Source organism: Kiritimatiellia bacterium (assembly GCA_026417735.1).
Classification (GTDB): Bacteria; Verrucomicrobiota; Kiritimatiellia; order PWTM01; family PWTM01; genus CAACVY01.
Map to the genome: position 1 here is coordinate 143,296 of JAOACR010000009.1, position 22,601 is coordinate 165,896.

18 protein-coding genes and 1 tRNA gene are annotated in these 22,601 nt (G+C 67.8%); 17 read left to right on the forward strand and 2 right to left on the reverse strand.

Translation table 11 applies throughout. From position 1 onward, the window contains the following. The first annotated feature begins 182 nt into the window (after positions 1-182). Together N2652_04265 and N2652_04270 are read left to right on the forward strand one after the other, a co-directional pair. Positions 183-1,049 carry a sugar phosphate isomerase/epimerase gene (locus tag N2652_04265; GenBank protein MCX7818411.1) on the forward strand — a complete coding sequence of 289 codons (867 nt, stop codon included), beginning with the start codon at positions 183-185 and terminating at the stop codon, positions 1,047-1,049. Between the two features lie 52 nt (positions 1,050-1,101). Further along, a tRNA-Val gene (locus N2652_04270) sits at positions 1,102-1,178 on the forward strand. Between the two features lie 125 nt (positions 1,179-1,303). Here N2652_04270 and N2652_04275 read toward each other — a convergent pair. Beyond that, positions 1,304-2,932, reverse strand: a complete 1,629-nt coding sequence (locus N2652_04275) for a matrixin family metalloprotease (GenBank protein MCX7818412.1) — start codon at positions 2,930-2,932, stop codon at positions 1,304-1,306. Between the two features lie 490 nt (positions 2,933-3,422). Here N2652_04275 and N2652_04280 point away from each other — a divergent pair, with 490 nt between their 5' ends. From N2652_04280 to lysA, 11 genes are all read left to right on the forward strand, one after another. Continuing rightward, complete coding sequence (locus N2652_04280) at positions 3,423-4,847, forward strand: ROK family protein (GenBank protein MCX7818413.1); 1,425 nt, start codon at positions 3,423-3,425, stop codon at positions 4,845-4,847. 78 nt (positions 4,848-4,925) lie between these two features. Continuing rightward, positions 4,926-5,855, forward strand: a complete 930-nt coding sequence (locus N2652_04285; GenBank protein MCX7818414.1) for an NTP transferase domain-containing protein — start codon at positions 4,926-4,928, stop codon at positions 5,853-5,855. 6 nt (positions 5,856-5,861) lie between these two features. Continuing rightward, positions 5,862-7,004 carry an aminoglycoside phosphotransferase family protein gene (locus tag N2652_04290; GenBank protein MCX7818415.1) on the forward strand — a complete coding sequence of 381 codons (1,143 nt, stop codon included), beginning with the start codon at positions 5,862-5,864 and terminating at the stop codon, positions 7,002-7,004. After that, positions 7,001-8,986 carry a Na+:solute symporter gene (locus N2652_04295; GenBank protein ID MCX7818416.1) on the forward strand — a complete coding sequence of 662 codons (1,986 nt, stop codon included), beginning with the start codon at positions 7,001-7,003 and terminating at the stop codon, positions 8,984-8,986. The genes N2652_04290 and N2652_04295 overlap by 4 nt, the downstream gene beginning before the upstream one ends. A 177-nt stretch (positions 8,987-9,163) precedes the next feature. Beyond that, the gene (locus tag N2652_04300; protein ID MCX7818417.1) at positions 9,164-9,949 is read left to right on the forward strand and encodes a hypothetical protein; all 786 of its coding nucleotides are present in this window, start codon (positions 9,164-9,166) and stop codon (positions 9,947-9,949) included. 312 nt (positions 9,950-10,261) lie between these two features. Beyond that, entirely contained in the window at positions 10,262-11,110 is an 849-nt protein-coding gene (locus N2652_04305) for a TIM barrel protein (GenBank protein ID MCX7818418.1), read from the forward strand. A gap of 174 nt (positions 11,111-11,284) precedes the next feature. After that, on the forward strand, positions 11,285-11,770 hold the full coding sequence (locus N2652_04310) for a hypothetical protein (protein ID MCX7818419.1): 486 nt from the start codon (positions 11,285-11,287) through the stop codon (positions 11,768-11,770). A gap of 7 nt (positions 11,771-11,777) precedes the next feature. Beyond that, positions 11,778-12,317 (forward strand): RNA polymerase sigma factor, encoded by a 540-nt coding sequence (locus N2652_04315; GenBank protein ID MCX7818420.1) that lies wholly within the window; start codon positions 11,778-11,780, stop codon positions 12,315-12,317. Then, on the forward strand, positions 12,317-12,703 hold the full coding sequence (locus tag N2652_04320; GenBank protein ID MCX7818421.1) for a hypothetical protein: 387 nt from the start codon (positions 12,317-12,319) through the stop codon (positions 12,701-12,703). The genes N2652_04315 and N2652_04320 overlap by 1 nt, the downstream gene beginning before the upstream one ends. Beyond that, a complete protein-coding gene (locus tag N2652_04325) occupies positions 12,700-14,082 on the forward strand; it encodes a hypothetical protein (GenBank protein MCX7818422.1) in 1,383 nt (460 codons plus the stop codon). The genes N2652_04320 and N2652_04325 overlap by 4 nt, the downstream gene beginning before the upstream one ends. Positions 14,083-14,195: 113 nt before the next feature. Continuing rightward, on the forward strand, positions 14,196-15,470 hold the full coding sequence (gene lysA / locus N2652_04330) for a diaminopimelate decarboxylase (protein ID MCX7818423.1): 1,275 nt from the start codon (positions 14,196-14,198) through the stop codon (positions 15,468-15,470). Positions 15,471-15,906: 436 nt separating this feature from the next. Here the strand turns inward: lysA and N2652_04335 are convergent, their stop codons facing one another. After that, entirely contained in the window at positions 15,907-17,433 is a 1,527-nt protein-coding gene (locus tag N2652_04335; protein ID MCX7818424.1) for a tetratricopeptide repeat protein, read from the reverse strand. Between the two features lie 591 nt (positions 17,434-18,024). Here N2652_04335 and N2652_04340 point away from each other — a divergent pair. The 4 genes from N2652_04340 to N2652_04355 are packed head-to-tail and all read left to right on the forward strand — an operon-like array spanning position 18,025 to position 22,599. Then, positions 18,025-19,842 (forward strand): NAD(P)H-dependent oxidoreductase subunit E, encoded by a 1,818-nt coding sequence (locus N2652_04340; GenBank protein MCX7818425.1) that lies wholly within the window; start codon positions 18,025-18,027, stop codon positions 19,840-19,842. Between the two features lie 10 nt (positions 19,843-19,852). Next, complete coding sequence (locus N2652_04345) at positions 19,853-20,572, forward strand: 2Fe-2S iron-sulfur cluster-binding protein (protein ID MCX7818426.1); 720 nt, start codon at positions 19,853-19,855, stop codon at positions 20,570-20,572. Positions 20,573-20,591: 19 nt separating this feature from the next. After that, complete coding sequence (locus N2652_04350; protein ID MCX7818427.1) at positions 20,592-21,140, forward strand: NADP oxidoreductase; 549 nt, start codon at positions 20,592-20,594, stop codon at positions 21,138-21,140. Between the two features lie 13 nt (positions 21,141-21,153). Next, complete coding sequence (locus tag N2652_04355) at positions 21,154-22,599, forward strand: Ni/Fe hydrogenase subunit alpha (GenBank protein ID MCX7818428.1); 1,446 nt, start codon at positions 21,154-21,156, stop codon at positions 22,597-22,599. The last annotated feature ends 2 nt before the right edge of the window (positions 22,600-22,601 follow it).

The following is a 22,601-nucleotide window of genomic DNA, read 5'->3' on the forward strand; positions in this document are numbered from 1 at the left end:
GCAAGACAGGCCGGCCGGGGACGGAGCATATCCGCGTGCGCGTCGTCCTCTTTCAACGACACTCCGTGGGCGGCCATGGCGGGATTCCGAAAGTGCCGGGCAGCTCGGATGGGCTCATCCGCCCCGGCGGCAGCCGGAGCGTCGGGCTTTTCATTCCGCAGCGCCCAGGTCATTATGGTTTCATGAAAACTCCGGTTCGCCAAAGTCTGCTGCTGGCCGCCACACTCATCCTCGCCGCCCACGCCCAAGAGCGTTCGGTGGGCACTGGCCCATCGTTCAAGGGACCGATCGGCCTGCAGTTGTACAGTCTGCGGGACAGCTTCAAGCAGGACGTCGGCGCGACGTTGGATTTCGTGCGCGAACTCGGCTTCAAGTACGTCGAGCTCGCCGGCACGTACGGTCTTTCCGCGGAAGCGTTCCGGCAGATGCTCGACACGCGCGGGCTGGTCGCGGTCGCTGCGCATTACCCGATGGAGCGCTTTCTGAAAGACCCCGACAGTATTGCGCGCGAGGCGAAAGCGCTCGGGCTCACCTACGTGGGCGTCGCGTGGTACCCGCACAAGGCACCTCTCGATGAAGCGCAGGCGCGCAAAATGGCGGCCGACTTCAACGCCGCCGGCCGGGCGATGGCGGAACGCGGGCTCCGCTTCTTCTACCACAACCACGGCTACGAGTTTCATCCTTGGGGCAATCGCACTCTGATGGACCTCGTGATCGAGGAGACCGACCCGAAGCTCGTCACGTTTGAGATGGACGTGCTGTGGACCATCTTCCCGGGCCAGGATCCCGCCGCGTGGCTGCGACGCTACCCGGGGCGCTGGGAGCTGATGCACCTGAAGGATCTCAAAAAAGGCGTGCAAGGCGATCTCTCCGGAAAGACCGACGTGCGCAACGACGTCGCGCTCGGCACCGGACAGGTGGATTTCCCCGCGCTGCTGAAGGCCGCCGCCGAAACCGGTGTGAAGTGGTACTTCATCGAAGACGAGTCGCCGACGGTCCGCGAGCAGTTGCCGCAAAGCCTGCGATTCCTCGAAAACGTGAAGTGGTAGGCGCGGTCTCCGGCCATCGCGGCTCGGCCGCGCGAGGCACGATCGGCGCGGCGGGCGGTTAGCTCAGTCGGCCAGAGCGTCTGGTTTACACCCAGAAGGCCGCAGGTTCGAGCCCTGCACCGCCCACCAGGGTGGAACGGCGCAACGGTCTCCGCGACGGCGGGCAGCAGGGTGGAAGGACGCCCCGTAGGCCGCGACAGCGATCCCGACACCAATCGCGCGGGAGCACCGCCCTCTCCGCCCACGCGATCGCATCAGCGGGTTCGGCGCACCCGGTAGACGCGATTTGACTCCGCAGCGGCTATGGTGGCCGAACCCACTGTGCCGGTGGGGACCGACAGCCCGACGGTCTCAAACACGCCCGCGGAGAGGCTGTCCGCCACCTGCACCTCGTACATCAGAAACGGCGCGGAGGTCCACTGCAGGCGGTCGGCACCGACTGCGGTGATGACCAGGCGCGAGAGCGCGTTCGTCGGATCGGTGCCGGCAAGAAACTCTTCGAGGTTGCTGAAGCCGTCCCCATCGCGGTCGTCCTGCGCGCGGGATTTGTCGCTGGCTCTCGGATCGGCGTGACCGAAAAATGCGATCATCCACGCGTTCGGCAGGCCGTCCGAAGTCCCCATCGCGTCACGGGCAAAGGAAATCACTCGCACCGACACCGGCGCGGAGGCGTTTTGCCCGTCATGCAGTCGCACCACCGCCCGGTCGTAGTACGTGGCCCCGGCAGGATTGAGACGCGCGGCGTCGTACCAGCCGCCGGGCATGTAGCGCAGGATCCGACCGCTCAACGTGAATGTGCCGTTGATCGAGGTCGCCGCCACCAGCGCTGCACCCGGCACGTCTCCCTCGCGGTCAAGGCCGACCAGCTCCACCTCGTTGACGCCCGGCACCACCGGCGGCGACGGGAAGCCCGTGACGACGTCGAGAATCCGATCGAGCGTCCACGGCGGCGTGTCGTCGGGCGGATAGGCTTGGCGAATGTGCGCGACGTCGGTCGTGTAGAGCGACGCGCCGCGTCTGTCCGCGTGCGCACGATAGTACATCAGCGCTTCGCGAAGAGGCACCTCCGTCTCGTGGGGATTTTCGCTGGTGTGGCGCAGACCGAGCGCGTGGCCGATCTCGTGCGCGAGCACTTCTTCGAACGTGGCCGGGTCGCTCAGCGCCGCGTTGGTGTGCTGAAGCACAACGTAGCCGCGCACGATGAGGTCGAACTCCGCCCCCCGCACGCGACCGCCGAGGCCGCCGGTGGGAAACAACGTCGTGTCATAGCGGTAAGCGTAGCCGCCGATGCCGAGCGTCGTTCCGCCACCGATCCGGTTGTAGAGGTCATGCACCTGAATGCGAATGCGGCCATCGTCAACCACAATCTGGTCCGCCCCAACGCCGAACGAGACGACACCCTCGTTGGTGAACAGCAGCGACGTGGCGCCCGCCCACGCATCGAGCGCACGGTGGACTGCCTCGATCACCTGGTTGCTGGTCAACGCGGCGGGGCGTGCATCCATGTCCACGAGCACGCCGATCGGCTGGCCACGGTCGCCCGCCGTGAAGCGGCCCGGAGCGCCGGTGACCGGGTTGGTCGTCATGCCGTTCAGCGCGGCGAGCGCATCGGCCTCCCACGCGGACCAGTCGGCGGGCACGGCCAGCGGAGGAACCCGGAAGCCGAATCCCGCGCGGGTTGCACCGTCGACGCGCTGCGCGCTCAGGAGCCTCGCACGGCGGCCCGTACCGCGCCGGGCCGCAAAGACCCACTCGGCACCGGCTTTCGGCTGCGGCATGCAACCAATCCACTCACCTTGCCCGTCCAGCCGCCCGCCCGCGGTTTCAACAAGGATCCATCGGCCAAGACGTCCGTGCAGTGCCTGCTCCACGCGAACGGCCATGAGCGTCCGGATCCGGCCCTCCGTATCCCGTTCACACCGCCATCCCACGACACGGCCCCGCCACACCGCCTCCGCAGCGCCCGCCAGAGCTTCTCCGGCCCTCGTACTGTGAGGGCACAAGCCAGCCACTACTGCCCCAGCGGTCAGCACGGCAGCGAGGGTGAAACGGCTCATGGCCACCGCTTCAGATTCGCCGGACCGCGGGGATTGTCAAGAGAAGGAGCGATTCGTGCGCCGAACCGCAGCCCCTCTCATCCTTCGGCGTGGTGCCCGGCATCGCCCCCTTTCGCCCCTTTCGCGTAAGGTCGTCCTCGAGTCAGCCAGAGTGGCTGCCTTCATCCTCCCTGCCAGAGTCCGGGGTCAGACACACCCCGCGAAGAGCTCGACCACTGCAGAGCACAGGCACTCGCCCAGACACATATGTCCGAAATGTTGACAAATACTTGCGCGCTTTGGACAATCGCGCCATCGAACGCGGGAGATGGAGCAGATGAAACGGCTGGACGTCGAGCTGCCGAAGATCCGGGCGGAGATTGAGTCGGACCTGAGACCGGCGGTGTTGTGGCACCGCGCGTACGAGCAGGCCGCCATTGCGGAGCGTGGTCCCGAGATTGAGATCGCGATCGAACGGCCGGACGGCACCTGTTTTCACCATCGCATGCGAATTCTTCCGCACCGCGAGGACACCGCCGCGCTGAACGAGAAGGCGGTGGAGCGAACGCTGAAGTTTCTGCTCTGGATGAAGGGCGGCTCCCGAATCTACTTGGCCGGTTGCAATCCGCTTGCCGGCCGGCTGGCAGCCATCTACTCCGCCAGCGGTGCGCGTGCGTTCGACAACGACCTGATCGGACGCCGCGCATTTCTGGAGGACCTGCGCGTCATTGCGGCGGCGCCGGCAGACCTGCCCCCACCCCGAGAGCCCGTGGTCGCGCTCGGACGGCACTTCGACGGCTGCCGGATCGGCTTTGACCTGGGCGGCAGCGACCGCAAGTGCGCGGCGGTGGTGGACGGGCACGCGGTGCACACCGAAGAGGTGCCGTGGGATCCCTACTTTCAGAAGGATCCGAACTACCATCTGGAGGGCGTCCGGGATTCGCTGCGGCGGGCGGCGGCGCATCTGCCCCGGGTGGATGCGATCGGCGGCAGCGCGGCTGGCATCTACATCGGAAACGAGCCGCGAGTCGCGTCGCTGTTCCGCGGCGTCTCTCGCGAGGACTTCGACCGGGTGATCCGGCCGATGTTCCACACGTTGCGGCGCGAGTGGAACCACGTGCCGTTCGAGGTCGCGAACGATGGCGAAGTCACCGCGCTGGCCGGCTCGATTGCGCTGAACGACACCGCGGTGCTCGGCATCTCGCTGGGCACGAGCGTGGCGGCCGGCTGGTGCGATGAGGGCGGCCACATCACAACGTGGCTGAACGAGCTTGCGTTCGTACCGATTGACTACCGCGACGACGCGCCGGCGGATGAATGGAGCGGGGACGTCGGCTGCAGCGTGCAATACCTCTCGCAGCAGGGTGTCGCGCGGCTTGCCGCGCGCGCCGGCATCCAGTGGCCGCAACCCGATCTGAGCGCGGCGCAGAAGCTGGCGTTCGTTCAGGAGCGACTGGCCGCCGGTGATGGCCGAGCCGCGCGCGTCTTCGAGGCGGTCGGCGTCGCGTTCGGCTACGCACTGGCTCGATTCGCGGACTTCTACCCGGTGCGCAACGTGCTGGTGCTGGGCCGCGTCACGAGCGGTGCGGCCGGCTCGATCATCCTGGAGCAGGCGCAGCGCGTCCTCTCGGCGGAAGCACCGGCGCTCGCGGAGCGGCTCCGGCTCACCACGCCGGACGAGACGATGAAGCGGCACGGTCAGGCCGTCGTCGCGGCCAGCCTGCCGGCGCTGCGGCCCACCCACGCGCCCCCCCGCCGTTGAACCACGGCGGCCCAGGCGGCTTTTCCTCTGGGGGGATGTTTGCGTAGCTTACGCGCGGGACAACGCAGCGAGGAGTCTATGAACAACAGCCCACACATGTCGCTGGTGGTGCTCGCGGCGGGCGTCGGCAGCCGATACGGCGGGCTAAAGCAGCTGGACCCGGTAGGCCCCCACGGCGAGGTGATTTTGGACTATTCGGTGTTCGATGCGATTCGCGCCGGGTTCGACCGCGTCGTGTTCGTGATCCAGCACGCCTTCGAGGCCGCGTTTCGCGAGCGCGTTCTCTGCCGGTACGCGGGCCGCGTGCGGGCCGAGCTGGCGTTTCAGGAGCTGAACATGCTGCCGCCGGGGCTGACAATGCCACCCGACCGCCGCAAGCCGTGGGGGACCGCTCACGCGACACTCTGCGCGGAGACGGCGGTGGGCGGCGCGCCGTTCGCGGTGATCAATGCGGACGACTTCTACGGCCGGGGCGCATACCGGAAGCTCGCCGACTTCCTGCGCCTTGCGCCCCCGACCGACGGGTTGGAACGCTGTGCGCTGGTCGGTTACCGACTCCGCAACACGCTCTCTGAGCACGGCACCGTCGCCCGCGGCGTCTGCAGGGTCGCGCCCGATCTGAAGCTGATCGAGGCCGAAGAGCTGACCGCGATCGCGCCGCATCCCGACGGCGGGGCGCTGAACACCTTCCCTGACGGCTCCACGCGGCGGCTCACCGGCGACGAGTTCGTCTCGATGAACATGTGGGGCTTCCGCCCCTCGATTTTTGCGCACCTGCGCGCGGGCTTTGAGCGCTTCGTGCGGGAGCGCGGCGCGGATCCCAAAGCGGAATGGTACATTCCCACCGCGGTGACCGAGCTGATCCGCGCCGGCCTGGCGGAGTGCACCGTGCTGCCGACCGATGAAACATGGTTCGGCGTCACCTACCGGGAGGACAAGCCGCGCGTCGAGGAAAACATCCGGCGGCGAATCGCCGCCGGAGAATATCCCTCGCCGCTGTGGGGCTGAACTCGAATGAGGCGCCGCCCCAGCGTTTCGCCGACCCGTCTGCGCGAGCTGGCCAGCGGCTTCCACATTTACGGCGACATCGTCTCGATCGAGCCCTATGGCAGCGGCCACATCAACGACACGTTCTGCGTGCGCGTTGATCAGGCTGGCACGCCGGTGCGCTACGTGCTGCAGCGGCTGAACACCGAGATCTTCCGAAATCCCGCCGCGGTGATGGACAACATTACCCGTGTCACCGCCCATCTCGCGGCCCAGCTGCAGCAGGAGGGCGCGCCCGAGGCGAGCCGCCGCACGCTGACGCTGGTGCCCGCTCGGAGGGGGGGCGTGTGGTGCGATGAGGCGGACGGGGCATGGCGCTGCTACCTTTTCATCGAACGGGCGCGCACATGGGACGAAGTCCAATCGCCCGCGCAGGCGGCCGCCGCAGCGCGCGCGTTCGCGGAATTTCAGCGCCGCCTCGCCGGACTGCCGCCGCCCCCGCTGGCGGAGACCATCCCCGGCTTTCACGACACGCCCCGCCGGTTCCGCGCGCTGCAGGCGGCGATCGCCGCCGACCCCCACAACCGCGCCGCGCGCGCCCGCGAGGAAATCGCGTTCGCGCTCGCACACGAAGCGATCGTGGACCGGCTGGAGCGCGCACGGGCGGACGGCCGACTCCCCGTGCGCGTCACCCACAACGACACAAAGCTGAATAACGTGATGCTGGACGAGACCACCGGCGAGGGCATCTGTGTGATCGATCTGGACACCGTCATGCCCGGTGTGGTCCTTTACGACTTCGGGGACATGTGCCGAACCGCAACCCGGCCGACGGCGGAAGACGAACGCGAGCTCGCGCGCGTCCGGATGCGTCGGGATATGTACGAGGCACTTGTCCGCGGTTACCTCGAGGGCGGTGCCGCGTTCCTCACCGCCGCGGAGGTCGAGCTGCTCGCGTTTTCCGCGCAGCTCATCACCTTCGAAATCGGCACCCGATTCCTCACCGACTTTCTGGAGGGCGACGTGTACTTCAAGACCCGCCGCCCGGAGCACAACCTCGATCGCTGCCGTGTGCAGTTCGCGATGGTGCGGTCGTTCGAGGAGAACGCTGAATGGATGCAGCGCGCAACGCTCGACGCCTGGGCGCGCGCGCAGGAGGGCCGGCCGTGAACCTGTCTGCGCTGGACGTGGCGATCATCGTTGCGTTTTTGGTCTCGGTGGTGGTGATCGGTTCGTTGGCCGCGCGCCGAGCGGGCCGCAGCACGGCGGATTTCTTCCTTTCCGGCCGCTCGATGCCATGGTGGCTGCTGGGGGTCTCCATGGTCGCCTGCACGTTCTCCTGCGACACGCCGAACCTGGTCACCGACATCGTCCGCACCGGCGGCGTCGCGGGGAACTGGGCGTGGTGGGCGTTTCTGCTGACCGGCATGCTGACCGTGTTCGTGTACGCCAAGCTGTGGCGGCGGTCCGCGCTGGACACCGATCTGGGGTTTTACGAGATCCGCTACAGCGGACGGCCCGCGGCGGTGCTGCGCGGGTTTCGAGCGCTGTATCTGGGCGTCTTGTTCAACGTGCTGGTGATGGCGACGGTCTCGCTGGCGGCGATCAAGATTGGCCAGGTGATGTTCGGACTGCGCCCGGCCGAGACGTTGTTCTGGGCGTCGGTCGGCGTCGCAATCTACGCGGTGCTCGGCGGTCTGACCGGTTCGATCTGGGCGGACTTCTACCAGTACTCCGTCGCGATGTTCGGCGCGATCGCGGCGGCGGTCTATGCGGTGGCATCGCCGAAGTTCGGTGTCGGCAGCCTGCGTGCGCTCGTCTCGCGGCCGGAGCTGGTGGGCAAGCTCTCCTTCCTGCCACCGCCGCCGGAAGGCGGCGACCTCAGCGGCTGGGTGGGGTTGTTCGTGCTGCCGCTGGCGATTCAGTGGTGGAACGTCTGGTACCCCGGTGCGGAGCCCGGTGGCGGTGGCTATGTGGCGCAACGAATGCTCTCCGCAAAAAACGAGCGGCACGCCGTCGGCGCGACGCTGCTGTTCAACGTGCTGCACTACGCGGTGCGACCCTGGCCCTGGATTCTGGTTGCGCTCGTCTCCCTGGTCGCGTTTGCACCGGACCCTCCCGAGGCCCGGGCGGCCGCGCGCCAGCGGCTGGCGTCGCCCGAACTGGCGACCGCGGTCGCCGCGATGGACGCCGGCCGCGCCACCGAGGTGCCCGACGCGGTGCGCGCGGAAATCCGACTGCTGCGCGCGCAGGCCGCGGGCGTCCGCCGGCTCGCGGAGGCGTTTCCGAACGTGCACGAACAGTTCCTGCGGCACGACATCGCCTACCCTGCGATGATCGCGCAGCTCCCCCCCGGCCTGCTCGGGCTGGTCGTCGCGTCGCTGATCGCCGCCTACATGTCCACGATCGCGACGCACCTGAACTGGGGCTCGTCCTACGTGGTGCAGGACTTCTACCGGCGGTTCGTGCGCCCCTCCGCAACCGAGCGCGAGCTGGTCGCGGCAGGCCGCATCGTGATGCTCGCGCTGCTGTTGCTGGCGGCGCGCGTTGCGCTCTGGATGACCAACGCAAAGGCGTCGTTCGACCTGTTGCTCGCGGTCGGCGCCGGCACCGGCCTCATCTACATCCTGCGCTGGTTCTGGTGGCGGCTGAACGCGTGGAGCGAAATCAGCGCGATGGTGATCTCGTTCGCGATCGCCGCGTTTTTCGCCTTCGGGGCGCCGCATCTCGGCATCGAAGAGTGGATGCGTGAGGCGGGTTGGCTACGCTGGATGGGCTACAGCGACTGGAAACTGGTCTTCGGGATCGCCGGCACCACCGCCGGTTGGCTCACGGTCACCCTGCTCACCCCTCCGGTCGATCGCGCGACCCTTCGCGCGTTCTACCGCCGCGTCCGACCTGGTGGACCGGGCTGGCAACGCGTCGTGGAGGAGGCCCGGCGCGACGGCGAGGAACTGGTGGATCCCGCCACCTGGGATGTACCACGCGGCATCCTTTGCATGACGCTCGGCTGTGCATTCGTATGGGCGGCGCTGTTTGCAATCGGCAGTGCGCTCTACGGCCGCGCCCTTCAGGCGGCCGCGCTTGGCGCCGTCTCGGCCGCCGCGCTGCTGCTGCTGATGAGCGCCGCGCGTCGGCTGCGCTTCGATTGAGCTGCGCTGCCCTCCTTGTTTGGCACCTCAGCAACGTTCCGCATCGATGCCGCTGGCTCGGCGGCACGAAGCAGCGCGCACAATAACGTCGCGCTGGCGCGCGTCATTAGCATTGAGGGGCACGACCGCGGCCGACGTTCGGGGCTGCGGACACGCCCCGCGGAAAGGAGTCTGATCATGAGTAGATCGAACGTTTGGCTGGCGACCGCGCTGGTGACGTTGCTGATCGGATCGCTGCCGACGGCCGCGCGCGAGCACGCCCGCGGGCCCGAGCGGCGGCGGGAACCCGATCGCCGTGAGCTGGCGGGGCGGCCCGCAATGCCGCCGTGGATGAACCCGGAGTGGCGGCGGCGCGCGATGGAACGCCTGCGCGCGGCACCGCCGGAGCGGCGCCGCGAGATGATTCGGCGGTTTCTCCAAATGCGAGCGCGGCGATTCGGAGGTCCGATCCGTGGACCGGGCTACGGAATGCGGCCGGGCGGACCTCCGATGGGTGCCGGGATGTGGCGTCGTCCGTACTGGGGGCCACCCTCGGGGCAGGTGGGCGGCATCCGTGGAAATGCGCCCCGGTGGCGCGGGCTCGGCGGCCGGCGATACGGGCCACAACCCGAGTGCCGAGGACCTTGTCCCCGTTGCCCGTGCCGCAGCGCACGCGACCAGGCCCGGGGCGAGCCTCCGCGTCGCCGACCCCAGCCACCCCCGCCGCCCGCCGCGGGGGCACCCCGGCCCGATCAGCCTCCGGCGCCGCCCGTCGCCGAGGAACTCGCGCGCCGGCAGCGTGAAATGGAACAGCGAATCGAGGCGCAGCGGCGCGAGTTGGAAAAAGCACGCGAGGAACTGCGCCGCCGCGAGCAGGAGCTGCGCGAACAAGCCGAGCGCTTGCATCGTGAACTTCGCGAGCGAGCGGGCGGTGAGCGGCGCGAGGCGGAACGCGGCCGCGAGGGACGGCGCCCGCAGGCTTGAGCGCACGCCGGCAGACACGCACACGTCGATAGAGGTGGCGGCATCCCCCACGGCGTTCTCAGGGAGCCGGGAGGTGATGTCGCCACCCCGTTTTGACCGCCTCCATCGACCTCGCCGGTGCGGCGGCCGCGGCCAGGGCCCCCAGCCACCCATCGGGCCGGCGGAGGGGGAGCTCAGGCGGCCACAACAAGTTGCCCACGCCCGGGCCGTCCGATCGGGATGGAACGGCCGCCCGCGCTTCCCGTTGCATTCGATCCAGCGCACACTATGCTGAACGTCGGAGATCCAAAAACAGCCGGGAGAACTACTGCGATGAAACGCCGTGATTTGCTGGCCCGTGCGGGTCTGGCCGCCGCCGCGCTCTCGTTCAGCCCTTCCGCCCAGAGCCAGGGCGTCGCCCCCCGAAAAGGACGCATCCGCCAGTGCGCCTGCCCGGGAGTCTTCGGCAAAACCACCTTCGAAGAAAAGTGCCGCCTCGCCAAACGCCTCGGTCTCTACGGGATCGACCTCGTTCGCCCGGGGCCGGACTGGGACACGCTGAAGTCCTACGGCCTCATCTGCAGCATGGTGCCTAGCCACAGCCTCACCCGCGGCCTGAACGCGAAGGCCAACCATGAAGAATGTTTGGCGGCCATCCGGCAGTCGATCGAAGCGGCGGCTGCCGCGGGGTTTCCGAACGTGATCTGCTTCTCCGGCAACCGAAACGGCATCAGCGACGAGGAGGGCTGGGAAAACTGCACGGTGGCGCTCAAACAGGTCGTCGGACTTGCCGAACAAAAGGGCATTACGCTCTGCATGGAGCTGTTGAACAGCAAACGCAATCACAAGGACTACCAGTGCGACCGCACCGCCTGGGGCGTGGAGCTCTGCAAACGCGTCGGGTCGCCGAACTTCAAGCTGCTCTACGACATCTACCACATGCAGATTATGGAGGGAGACATCATTGCGACGATCCGCGAGGCGCTGCCCTACATCGCCCACATCCACACCGCCGGCGTGCCGGGTCGGCACGAAATTGACGAAACGCAGGAGCTCTACTACCCCGCGATCATGCGCGCGATTGCGGAGGCCGGGTTCAAGGGCTTCGTCGCACACGAGTACACCCCCACTGGCGACCCGACCGCAGCGCTAGAGAAGGCGGTCCACATTTGCGACGTCTGAGATCGGTCGAAACCGAACGCCACTGGGCCCGCTCGGCGAGGTGTTCGCTCTGGCGCAACAAGTTCACCGAGAAGGGGTGCGACAGGCCGCGTTGAACTTTTTCGCCCCGTGGTGCGACGTCGCAAATGGGCTGGCTCCGTGGACGAGCCACGGAGTGCCCTGGGAGACCCCATCATGAAGATCCGTATCGGTGTTCTGATCGCGGCTCTCGGCGTGGCGGCGTGTGATCATCGCGTGCCGCTCTCGGACCAACCGTCAGGTGAGGCCGACCGACTGGTAATCGGCGCATGGGTACGGAGCGACGGCGGAGGCTCCGAACGGATGGTCGTCCTGCCGATGGGACGCCGCGAATGGCTGGTGGTGTGGGGCGCCGGTAGCGCCGAACCGTTGTATGCACGGGCGTGGCCGGTGCGGCTCTCCGACGCGACACTTGCGCAACTGGAGTGGCTGGGCAGCGGCGCGGGCAAGCCGCTGGAGGGCGACCGCCCCTTCCAGCTCGCCAGCTGGACGCTGACCGGCCGCACGCTCACCGTGCGTCTCATCAAGGCCGAGGTCGGCCGCGACGCGGCAACCAGCGCCGAACTGGCCGCCGCGCTGGAGGAAGCGCGCCGTCGCGGCGCATGGACGCGCGAACCGATGGTGTTCACGCGCACGGAGTAGACCGCAGATGACGAACGCCGGCCCGCCGATCGAGCCGGACGGAGCCGCAGAGACGGTCGCCACCTTGTACCGGGAGTGCCGCGCCGAACTCGAGCTTTTTTTCCGGCGACGCCACGCAGATACGGCGGCAGAAGACCTGGTACAGGAGACTTTCGCGCGCCTCGTCCGCAGCGCCCGCGCGCTGCTCGCCGCCCGCTCACCGCGCGCGTTCGTGTTCGGCATTGCTCGGCACGTGAGTCTGGACGCCTGGCGGCGGGCGGCAGTGCGCTCGGTGGTGGCCTTTGAGCCGGAGCCGCGCGCAGAGGTCGCGGCACCCGCGCCGGATGTCCGGCGCGCCGCGGCGCTGCGCGACGCGATCTCCACTCTGCCTCCCACCGACCAGGAGATCCTCGATCTGCGCTTTCAGCATGACCTCAGCTACGCTGAAATCGCCGAGGCGCTCCGCATTCCGCTCGGCACGGTGCGTTCCCGACTGCACCACGCGCTGCGGAGGTTGCGCGCAGTGTGGGACGAGCACACCGCCGCACCACCTGAAGGAAATGTGTAATGAAACCGGAATATCTGGACGCGCTGCTGATTGACCGGGCGCTCGGTGAGCTGCCCGCCGAGGTCGGGGAACTGCTGGAGGCGTATCTTGAGCACGAGCCCTCCGCGCGCGCGGCGGCCGACTCTTGGGAGCGCTTTGTCGCCGAGGCCGGCGCTGCGGTACGAGCCATCCCGCCGGCACCGGCTCGAACGGCGAGAGGAGCACGGCGGCTTGCTGCCTGCGCCGCGGCGGTGGCGCTCGCGATCGCGGCGCTTGCCGCCTGGGGACCATGGAAGCTCCGTGACAGGACTCCGGCCGTACGGGGCGCCGTGTGGGCCGCCTACGAAGTCTCCTATGATCCCGTCGCCGGTGGTTTCGCCATCGTTGAGCGGAGGAACGCGCCATGAACCGTCTCCTCCGAATCAGTTGCCTGGCGGCCGCCGCGCTGATGTCGGGCTGCATGGTGGAGGAACGGCTCGCCTGGGCGCCGGATGGCCAACGCGCCGCGGTGTGGGGACACGCCGGCCTCTTTCTGGCCGATCCCGATGCGCGGCTACACGGACCGATCGCGACCGCCGTCACGGCGGCCGTCTGGTTACCCGGCGGACACGATCTGGTCGCGCACCGCGAACATCGAGTGCGCAAGTGGGCGGAGGCTGCGTCGTTGCTGCCGGAAGTAGAGCGCCGTCGGATCGAAGCGTTCGCACCGGTGGTCGCGGCGGTGCTGTCCGGCGCGCTCGAGGTGTCCACCAACGGGCTAGACGGCCTCGACGAAGCGTTTGCGAAACCGCTCGGTCTCTCGGCCGATGCAACCGCGATCGCCCCCGCGCTGCTCTGCCTACGCGACCGCGACCCTGCGGGCTGGTCCAACCTCGTGCTGCGCGCCCGCAAGCCGGCAGAGCCGCCGCCCGACGACACGCTTGAGGTCATCGTCCACGAGCTTGCCCTGATCCCAACCGATCCACCGGGACCACCTCAGGTGCTCTACCGCACCTATCGTCCCATCTCCGCTATCCGCGCCTCACCGGTCAGCCGCGCGGTGGCCTTCCGGGCCGGCCGTGTTCTGTACGTGCTGGCGGTCGGCGAGAGGGCGCAAGAGCCAACCATAGTGGCGGAACGCGTGTCCGGTCGGTTCGATTGGGCGCCGGACGGCGCGTCGTTGACGTACGCGGTGCCGCTCGGCGAGGCGGACGAGGGCGGACTGCATCTTGCACACGTGCAGTCCACCACGCTGCAATCAGCAGAGGGGCGGCTGGTCGTCGGCGCGACCGTCGCGCATCTGCTGGCGGCGTTTCCGTTCCCTCCGCGGCTCCGCTACCTCGGCGATCGGCGATTGGTCTTTCCGGCGCTAGGGGCGGCGCTACCCCGCGCGGCGGGCGCCGGCGCAGAGGGTCAGCGTCCGGCGCTGTTCGTCGCACGCTGGGCGGAGGAGTCGCCCGACTCCCCACGGATCGAGCGGCTGGCCACCGATGGCCTGCCCGCCGATCTGCGCGATTTCGAGCCCTCCCCCGACGGGCGGCGGATCGCCGTGGTCGAAAGCGGTTCGGACGCGGTCGCGCTGCTGGAGGTCGCAACCGGTCGCATCAGGGTCCTTCAGCCGGCCGGCGGCGGCAGGACCCGCGCGTTGCCCGCCTGGCGAACTCCGGAAGAACTCTACTTCGCTGCGCTCCCGGCGGCCGGTCCGCCACCGGAGTGGCGGCGCTGGACGAGCGAGACCGTCACCTCGTGGTCGGTGGGCTGGCCGACGGGGCTTGTCGAGCGGCTCGTCGAACGCGAGACCCGCTAAGCGCACGCAAGCGGGTGGCGGTTGCGCTTGCGGTTCCGACGGCGCATGCCTACAGTCCCCACCCCATGTGCGGCGCCGCGACCAATCATGACGGCCGGCAACCGTTCCCAGCGATGCCGGATCCCATCGCCTGGCGAGACGGGGAGCTCTGGATCGAGGAGGTCCCTGCGGCCCGACTCGCGGCCGACCACGGCACGCCGCTTTATGTGTACAGCCGCCACTACATCGAGCAGCAGTACCGGCGGCTGCAGCAGGCGCTGGCCGAAGTCGAGCCACGGATTCACTTTGCGCTCAAGTCGAACGGAAATCTTGCGATCGTGCGAATTCTCGCGCGACTGGGCGCGGGGGCGGATATCGTCTCCGGCGGCGAGCTCGAACGGGCACGACGAGCCGGTGTGCCTCCCGCCGCAATTGTGTTTGCCGGCGTCGGCAAAACCGTCGCGGAAATCCGGGCCGCATTGTGCGCGGACATCGGCGGATTCACCGTCGAATCCGAGCCCGAACTGAAACGCATTTCCGACTGCGCCATCGCGCTCGGCCGCACCGCGCGCATCGCGATCCGGGTGAACCCGGACGTGGACCCCGATACACACGTCTACACCACCACCGGCCGGCGTGAAACAAAGTTCGGCGTAGACCTCGAACGCGCCGCCCGGGCGTTCGAGATCGCGGCCACGCTGCCGGGCCTAGAAATTGCCGGCCTCCACATGCACCTGGGCTCACCGCTCGCCGACGAGCGGCCCTATGCGGAAGCGCTGGACAAGGTCGCGCCGCTGTGCCGCCGGCTGGCCGCTCGCTTTTCCACTTTTCGCACGCTCGATCTCGGCGGGGGGTTTGGCATTCCTTACCGGCCTCGTCAGCCCGAGTTCCCGCTCGAAGCGTTCGCCGCGGCGATCGTTCCGAGGATCCGCTCGCTGGGGCTGAGTCTCGCGATTGAGCCGGGGAGGTTCCTCACCGGCAACGCGGGGGTGCTGCTCACGACGGTCCAGTACGTGAAAGACAATCCTCTGCGAAAATTCGTCATCGTGGACGCCGGCATGAACGACCTGATCCGCCCCCCACTCTACAGTGCCTGGCATGACATCCGGCCGGTGCGGCCGCGCGCCGGCCCCCGCATCCATGCGGACGTGGTGGGACCGGTGTGCGAATCGGGCGACTTCCTCGGCAAGGACCGCCACCTCCCCCCCATCGAAGAAGGCGATCTGCTCGCCGTGATGAGCGCGGGCGCCTACGGCATGACGATGGCGTCGAACTACAACGGCCGCGGACGCCCGGCCGAGGTGCTGGTGGATGGTGCGCGCACCGCGGTGATCCGCGAACGCGAAACGACAGAAGACCTTGTGCGCGGCGAGCGGATTCCGGACTGGCTCGCCGGCCCGCCCGGCTGAAGTTCCACGCGACGCTCCGCACCACAATCGCCGATCAGGCCGCTCAATCCCTTCGCCGGACTCCCACGCGCGCCTCACCGTCTTGCCGCCCACGCCCAGCTGTCCGGTTGGCCGCACCAGCCCTCTCTGTGCGAGTTTCAAGATGACGACGCTTCTGTTCAGCGGGGAACGAGGCGGGCGAGGTCTGCGGTGGCCGGCCTGGCTGCGGACTATCGCCGAACGGCGTGATGGTTCGCCGTAGCGGCTCGAGGGAGTGGACGTCCGGCTCGTTGCATCGCGGGGTGGAAGGGACCGCGCAACGCGGCCGCAGCCGTCAACGACCCAGCCGACACCGGTGAGTTACATGTCCCGCGCGCACCCTACCCACAGCGCCATCACGGAGCGAGCCGCAACGTCCCGGGGTGTCTCCCACGCCGGGGACGGTCCGCCGGTGAGCTCAGGGGAGACCGATCGTTTCAATTGGCATCCTGCGAATGATCGCCACCGCGGTACGTGCGCGCCGAGCAAGTTCGGGATAGTCGTCGCGGTAGGTGAAGGCAAAGCGCTCGAGCACGTCGGCGGCTTCTTCGTCACGTCCCTGCTGGTGCAGCGTCAGCCCCAGATTGTAAAGCGCGTGTAGCGCACTGACCTCCTCCAGCAGCGCGGCACGGTAGAGTTCCTCCGCCTCGCGGTACTGCCCCACGCGGTAGAGCGCGTTCGCCAGCAGCACCCGCACGGTGCCATTGGTCGACCGCGAGCGGGCAAGGAACTCGCGGTACAACGTGATCGCCTGCTGGTGGTCACCTGCAACGTAGCGTTCGCGCGCGAGGTTGAGCAGCGCCTCGCCAGTGGCGCCCGGCAGCGATGGCCGCCGTATCATATAGACGCCGCTGGCCACAAGGATCCCCACGCCGGCCAACGATGCGGCGCCGGCCAGCCACAGCCTCCGAGCCGACGGCACCGCCGACCGTGCCGGCAGTTGATCGCGTAGCGACGCAGCCAGCACCGCCGCCACCGCGCCTGCGACCTCCGTTGCCGCCCACGGTGCGGCGGCCGCTGCCGCCGCGCGCTCCCGCCACTCCGGCCCGAGCATCACCGTATGCTCGGTCAACGCCAGCCAGATCAACGCCTGCTGTCGGCACAGCACTGGAGGAGGCAACGGGTCCTCCGCCCACCGCTCCCAGGCCGGGAACGAGGCGGTGGCCGGATCCCACCAGCGGCCAAGCTCGTCCAACAGCCGCCGCCGCCGCGAGGAATCCAGCCGCGGACATAGCAGCGGCACAAACATTGAAAGAGTTCGACGCGCCACCGGTCGTCCCTCCGCCGACCGGTCGCGATATTCGCCGCTCTCCGGATCAATGTGGAGCTGATCGAGCCGCCGGGCGAGCTCTCTGGCCCGCGCGCCAAACCGCAGCCGCACCGCCCCGCCCGCATTCGAGCGCTCTGCCAGCGCCAGACACGCCTCAACCTCCGAGCGAAGCATCGCCGCCAGATCCACCGGCCACACCGCTGGACTCCACGTCTCGGCCAGCCAAGCATCCGCCGCAGAGGGCCACTGCGGTGCGGCGCCCTTCTCCAGCCCGAAGTACCGCCACGCCCACTCGACGTGACGCTCCGCCGCCGGCAACACCACCGCGGCATAATCAGAAGGAGGAAACTCGCCCGCGGCCAGATCCGCGGCTCGAACAAACAGCGGCCATGCCGGTCTGGGATCAGAGGCGTGCCCATCTTCCCGCACACGCCTCGGAAACGAGCCGTCTGGATGCTGCACTGCAGCCGCAGAAAGCACCAGCTCGCGCGCGATCTCCGGCGAACGCAGACGCCAGGCCGCACAGAGCAGCAGAAGATCGCAAAGATCAAAAACTGCCTCTCCCTGACTTCCGGCCGCCACCGACGCACACCACCGGCCCGGAAACACGCCCGACGGCTGGCGGAGTACCGACTCCAGCCGCGCCCACGCAGCTGCCAGAGCCTCGTCACTCATCACAATCGCTCGGTTCCGCGCACAGGGATTCAACGGAAGTATCACGCACGCCCCGCCCCGCTGACAAGAACGATCTCTCGCCACACAGCCACCGGTGCTCCGCCCCTCCCGCCGAGCCCCGCCTTGACCCCAGGTCGCTCCGCCTACCACCCCACGCCTCTGGATCACCAGGGAACGCTGACCGCAGGTCCCACACAATTCTCTCGCTCCGCACCCGCCTCGCCCAAGCGCAGATCCGGCCGCCCCCCTCCTGATGTCGCCCCTCTTCTGGCCGCCGTCAGCCGCCCCCTCGCCCCCCCAGCGATCGCGCCGCGCCCCACTCTCCCTCCCAGAACGCTGGCCTCATGCCAGCCAATGTATCGCGCAAACTCGTTGCGTGTTACGAGCCAAACATGCCGCAGAATGTGACTAATGAACACTTATTACGCCACGGCTGAGTCATAAAAGGCGCATGGCTTTCTGTTCAATGTTCGACTGTGAAGTTGTTGGGGGATCTCGGTTGACGTGAATCTTTCGTGCTTTACAATGCGCCCTTGCGTCCGCTAGCGCACTGGGATTGGCTCGGTGGGCGGCGGCGGGGAAGGCATCGTGATGACGGCGGAAATTGGGCAAACGGTTCGGCAGATTTGCGCGGCGTACCACAATGACGCGTCGCGGCTGATGGATATCGTCGAAGCCGTTCAGAGCCGGTTCGGTTGCGTCTCCAGCGCTGCGACCGATCTGATCGCGCAAGCACTGGGCATTCCACGGGTGGAGGTGCAGAGCACGGTGTCTTTCTACTCGTTCTTGTCGGAGCGGCCAAAAGGACGAGTGGTGATCCGTCTGTGCAGCGACCCGATTGACGAAATGTTCGGCATGCTGCCGGTCGCCAGGTCGTTCGAGGAGGCGCTGGGCATCCGCGTGGGCGAGACGACGCCGGATGGTGCAATCTCGCTGGAGTGGACACCGTGCATCGGGATGTCCGATCAGGCCCCCGCGGCTCTGATCAACGACGTGGTCGTCACGTATCTGTCCACCGACAAGGCGCGGGAGATTGTCGCGGAGCTCCGCCGCAGCGGCGATCCCCGCAAGCTCGTCCACCGGCTCGGCGACGGCCACAACGCACATCCGCTTGTGCGCTCGATGGTCCACAACAACATCCGTCGCAAAGGGCCGGTGGTGCTCGCAGACCTTCCACCCGGCGCGGCCCTGCGAAAGGCGCTGGCGATGAGCCCGGTGGAGGTCATTCGCGACATCAAGACCTCTCGTCTACGCGGGCGGGGCGGGGCGGGATTCCCCACCGGCATGAAGTGGGAGTTCACCCGCCAGGCCGAGGGCAACCGGAAGTTTGTGATCTGCAACGCCGACGAGGGCGAGCCGGGCACCTTCAAGGACCGCGTGATCCTCACCGAGTACGCGGACCTGATGTTTGAGGGAATGGCGATCGCCGGCTACGCGATCGGCGCCAAGGAGGGCATTCTGTATCTCCGCGGCGAGTATGCCTACCTCCGGCCGCTGCTGGAGCACATCCTGCAGGTGCGGCGCGACGCCGGTCTGCTCGGACGCGACATCTGCGGCAAACGCGGATTTGAGTTCGACATCCGCATCCAGCTCGGCGCCGGCGCCTACGTGTGTGGCGAGGAGACCTCGCTGCTCAGCTCCTGCGAAGGACGCCGTGGCGATCCGAAGAACCGCCCCCCCTTCCCCGCGCAGAAGGGTTATCTCGGCTGTCCGACCTCGGTGAACAACGTGGAAACGTTCTGCTGCGTCGCGCGAATACTCGACCGCGGCCCCGGCTGGTTCGCGGAGATCGGCTCGAAAGGCAGCCCGGGCACGAAACTGTTCAGCGTCAGCGGCGATTGCGCGGCGCCGGGCGTGTACGAATATCCCTTTGGCATCACGCTGGCAGAGCTGCTGCGCGACGTCGGTGCGGAAGATGTCCAAGCGGTGCAGGTGGGAGGGCCGTCGGGCCATCTCGTCGGCCCCGACAGTTTCCACCGCCGCCTCGAGTACGATGATCTGGCGACCGGCGGCTCGATCATGATCTTCAATTCCTCCCGCGACCTGGTCCATATTGTCCGAAAGTTCCTCGAATTCTTCGCGGACGAAAGCTGCGGCTACTGCACCCCTTGCCGGGTCGGCAACGTGCTACTGCTGCGCAAGATCGAGGAAATCCTGCACGGCCGTGGCACGCCGGACGATCTGCGTTACCTCGAGGAACTCTCCACCACCGTGAAGTTCGCCAGCCGCTGCGGACTCGGTCAGACCTCGCCGAATCCGGTGCTCTCGCTGTTGCGTAACTTCGCCGAGCCGATTCGGCGGCGCGTCGCGCCGCCCGCCGGTGAGCTGCTGCCGACCTTCGACATCCGCGCCGCGCTCGCCGACACCGAGAAACTCGTCGGCCGAACGTCGGTGATCTATGCGCCCTGAGGAGTCCACCATGAACCAGACGATCTCGTTCACGATCGACGGCCGCCCCCTCCGCGCGACGCCCGGCCAGACCATTCTGCAGGCCGCCGATGCGGCCGGCGTCTATATCCCGCGGCTGTGCGCACACCGGGACCTGCACCCGTTCGGCGCCTGCCGCGTCTGCACGGTGAAGGTGAACGGCCGGCCGCAGGCCGCCTGCACGATGCCGGTCGCGGAGGGGATGGTCATCGAGAACAACACCGAGGAGCTCACCGAGCACCGCCGCCGGCTGATTGAAATGCTCTTCGTCGAGGGCAACCACTTCTGCATGTTCTGCGAGAAAAGTGGCAACTGCGAACTGCAGGCGCTCGCCTACCGCTTCGGCATCACCGCGCCGCGCTACCCCTACCTCTTCCCTCAGCGCGACGTGGACGCCTCGCACCCGGACGTGCTGCTGGACCGTAACCGCTGTGTGCTGTGTGCGCGCTGTGTCCGCGCGTCGCAGCAGCTCGACGGCAAGAACGTCTTCCAGTTCGTCGGCCGCGGCGCCAAAAAGACGCTCTGGGTGAACGCGGAACGCGAGCTCGCCGACACTGACCTCGACGCGAACGACCGCGCGGTGGAAGTCTGCCCGGTGGGTTGCATCCTCCGCAAACGCCAGGGCTACACCGTGCCGATCGGACGGCGGCTGTACGACCATGAACCGATCGGCTCCGACATCGAGCGCGCCGGCGCCGCCGCCCGGAGCTGAGCCGGAAAGGAGATCGCCAATGCCCGCCAAACCCCGCATCGCCACCTGCTCGTTGGCCGGATGCTTCGGCTGCCACATGTCCATCCTCGACATCGATGAACGCATCCTGCAGCTCATCGAGCTGGTCGAGTTTGACAGGTCGCCGATCGACGACCTGAAGGAGTTCACCGGTCGCTGCGCGATCGGCCTGGTCGAGGGCGGTTGCTGCAACGAGGAGAACGTGCGTGTGCTGCAGGAGTTCCGCCGTCACTGCGACGTGCTCGTCTCCGTTGGCGAGTGCGCGATCTGCGGCGGCATCCCCGCGATGCGCAACAACATCCCGCTCCGCGAATGCCTCGACGAGGCCTATCGCAACGGCCCCACCGTGCACAACCCTTCCGGCGTGCTGCCGAACGATCCCGCACTGCCACTAGTACTCGACCGCGTCTACCCCTGCCACGAAGTCGTGAAGATTGACTACCACATCCAGGGCTGCCCGCCGCCGGCGGATGCGATCTGGCAGACGCTCGTCGCGCTGTTGAACCACCAGCCGGTCGAACTGCCCTACGAGGTGCTGAAGTACGACTGATCCGGAGACCCGCATGAGCACACCCGCCACGAAAACCATCGTGATCGAGCCGGTGACCCGCGTCGAAGGGCACGGCAAGGTAACCATCCAGCTCGACGAGCAGCGCCGCGTGCGCCAGGCCCGACTGCACATCGTCGAGTTCCGCGGCTTCGAACGATTCATCCAGGGCCGCCCCTTCTGGGAAATCCCGGTGCTGGTGCAGCGGCTGTGTGGCATCTGCCCGGTCAGCCACCACCTCGCCGCCGCGAAGGCGATGGACCTGATCGTCGGTGCCCGCAAGCTCACGCCGACCGCCGAAAAAATCCGCCGGCTGATGCACTACGGCCAGATGCTGCAGTCACACGCGCTGCACTTCTTCCACCTTTGTTCGCCGGACTTCCTCTTCGGCTTCGACGCAGACCCCGCGGTGCGCAATATCATCGGCGTCGCGAAAAAGTTCCCTGAGCTCGCCGTTCAGGGCGTGATGCTGCGCAAATACGGCCAGGAGGTGATCCGGGCGACCGCCGGCAAAAAAATCCACGGCACCGGCGCGATCCCCGGTGGTGTGAACAAGAACCTCTCCATCGCGGAGCGCGACGCGCTGCTGAGGGACCTCGACCAGGTGCTGGCCTGGTCCGAAAAGGCGGTGACGATCGCTCGCGACATTACGCTGAAACACCTCGAGGAGCTCGCCGCGTTCGGCTCGTTCGAGTCGAACCACCTCTCGCTCGTGCGCGCGGACGGCGCGATGGACTTCTACCACGGCAACCTTTGCGCGATCGACGCGAAAGGGCGTCCGATCTTCGACCAGGTGGACTATCAGCGCTATCTCGACTACATCGCCGAGGAGGTGCGCCCCTGGTCCTACATGAAGTTCCCCTTCATCCGCTCGCTCGGCCCCGAAGCCGGCTGGTACCGCGTCGGCCCGCTCGCACGCGTCAACCTCTGCCGATTCATCCCCACGCCGAAGGCGGAGACGGCTCGCCGGGAGTTCTTCGAGGCCACCGGTGGCCGGCCGAACAACATGACGATGGCGTACCACTGGGCCCGGATGATCGAGCTGCTGCATGCCGCCGAAGTGATCCGCGACCTGCTGCACGATTCCGACCTCCAGGGCACGGACCTGATCGTGCGCGGCGAGCGGCAGACCGAGGCGGTCGGGCTGATCGAGGCGCCCCGCGGCACGCTGTTCCATCACTACGTCGTCAACGAGCGCGATCAGGTCGTCCGCTGCAACCTGATCGTTTCGACCACCAACAACAACACCCCGATGAACCGCGCGGTCGAGCGCGTCGCGGAAACCTACCTCAATGGCGTCGAAATCACCGAGGGGCTCTTGAACCGCATCGAGGTTGCGATCCGCGCGTACGACCCGTGCCTGTCTTGCGCGACCCATGCGCTCGGGCAGATGCCCCTGGTCGTGGAAGTCCTCGGGCCGGACGGCGCAGTGCTCGCGCGTCGGAGCCGGGCGGCGACCTGAGG

Excerpts from the sequence above, each read along its gene's own strand:
- N2652_04275 (MCX7818412.1), bottom strand. The coding sequence starts at position 2,932 with ATGGCCGTTCGCGTGGAGCAGGCACTGCACGGACGTCTTGGCCGATGG.
- N2652_04340 (MCX7818425.1), top strand. The coding sequence starts at position 18,025 with ATGACGGCGGAAATTGGGCAAACGGTTCGGCAGATTTGCGCGGCGTAC.
- N2652_04355 (MCX7818428.1), top strand. The coding sequence starts at position 21,154 with ATGAGCACACCCGCCACGAAAACCATCGTGATCGAGCCGGTGACCCGC.
- N2652_04280 (MCX7818413.1), top strand. The coding sequence starts at position 3,423 with ATGAAACGGCTGGACGTCGAGCTGCCGAAGATCCGGGCGGAGATTGAG.
- N2652_04265 (MCX7818411.1), top strand. The coding sequence starts at position 183 with ATGAAAACTCCGGTTCGCCAAAGTCTGCTGCTGGCCGCCACACTCATC.
- N2652_04315 (MCX7818420.1), top strand. The coding sequence starts at position 11,778 with ATGACGAACGCCGGCCCGCCGATCGAGCCGGACGGAGCCGCAGAGACG.
- lysA (MCX7818423.1), top strand. The coding sequence starts at position 14,196 with ATGCCGGATCCCATCGCCTGGCGAGACGGGGAGCTCTGGATCGAGGAG.
- N2652_04290 (MCX7818415.1), top strand. The coding sequence starts at position 5,862 with ATGAGGCGCCGCCCCAGCGTTTCGCCGACCCGTCTGCGCGAGCTGGCC.
- N2652_04345 (MCX7818426.1), top strand. The coding sequence starts at position 19,853 with ATGAACCAGACGATCTCGTTCACGATCGACGGCCGCCCCCTCCGCGCG.
- N2652_04310 (MCX7818419.1), top strand. The coding sequence starts at position 11,285 with ATGAAGATCCGTATCGGTGTTCTGATCGCGGCTCTCGGCGTGGCGGCG.
- N2652_04335 (MCX7818424.1), bottom strand. The coding sequence starts at position 17,433 with ATGAGTGACGAGGCTCTGGCAGCTGCGTGGGCGCGGCTGGAGTCGGTA.
- N2652_04325 (MCX7818422.1), top strand. The coding sequence starts at position 12,700 with ATGAACCGTCTCCTCCGAATCAGTTGCCTGGCGGCCGCCGCGCTGATG.
- N2652_04320 (MCX7818421.1), top strand. The coding sequence starts at position 12,317 with ATGAAACCGGAATATCTGGACGCGCTGCTGATTGACCGGGCGCTCGGT.
- N2652_04305 (MCX7818418.1), top strand. The coding sequence starts at position 10,262 with ATGAAACGCCGTGATTTGCTGGCCCGTGCGGGTCTGGCCGCCGCCGCG.
- N2652_04300 (MCX7818417.1), top strand. The coding sequence starts at position 9,164 with ATGAGTAGATCGAACGTTTGGCTGGCGACCGCGCTGGTGACGTTGCTG.
- N2652_04350 (MCX7818427.1), top strand. The coding sequence starts at position 20,592 with ATGCCCGCCAAACCCCGCATCGCCACCTGCTCGTTGGCCGGATGCTTC.
- N2652_04285 (MCX7818414.1), top strand. The coding sequence starts at position 4,926 with ATGAACAACAGCCCACACATGTCGCTGGTGGTGCTCGCGGCGGGCGTC.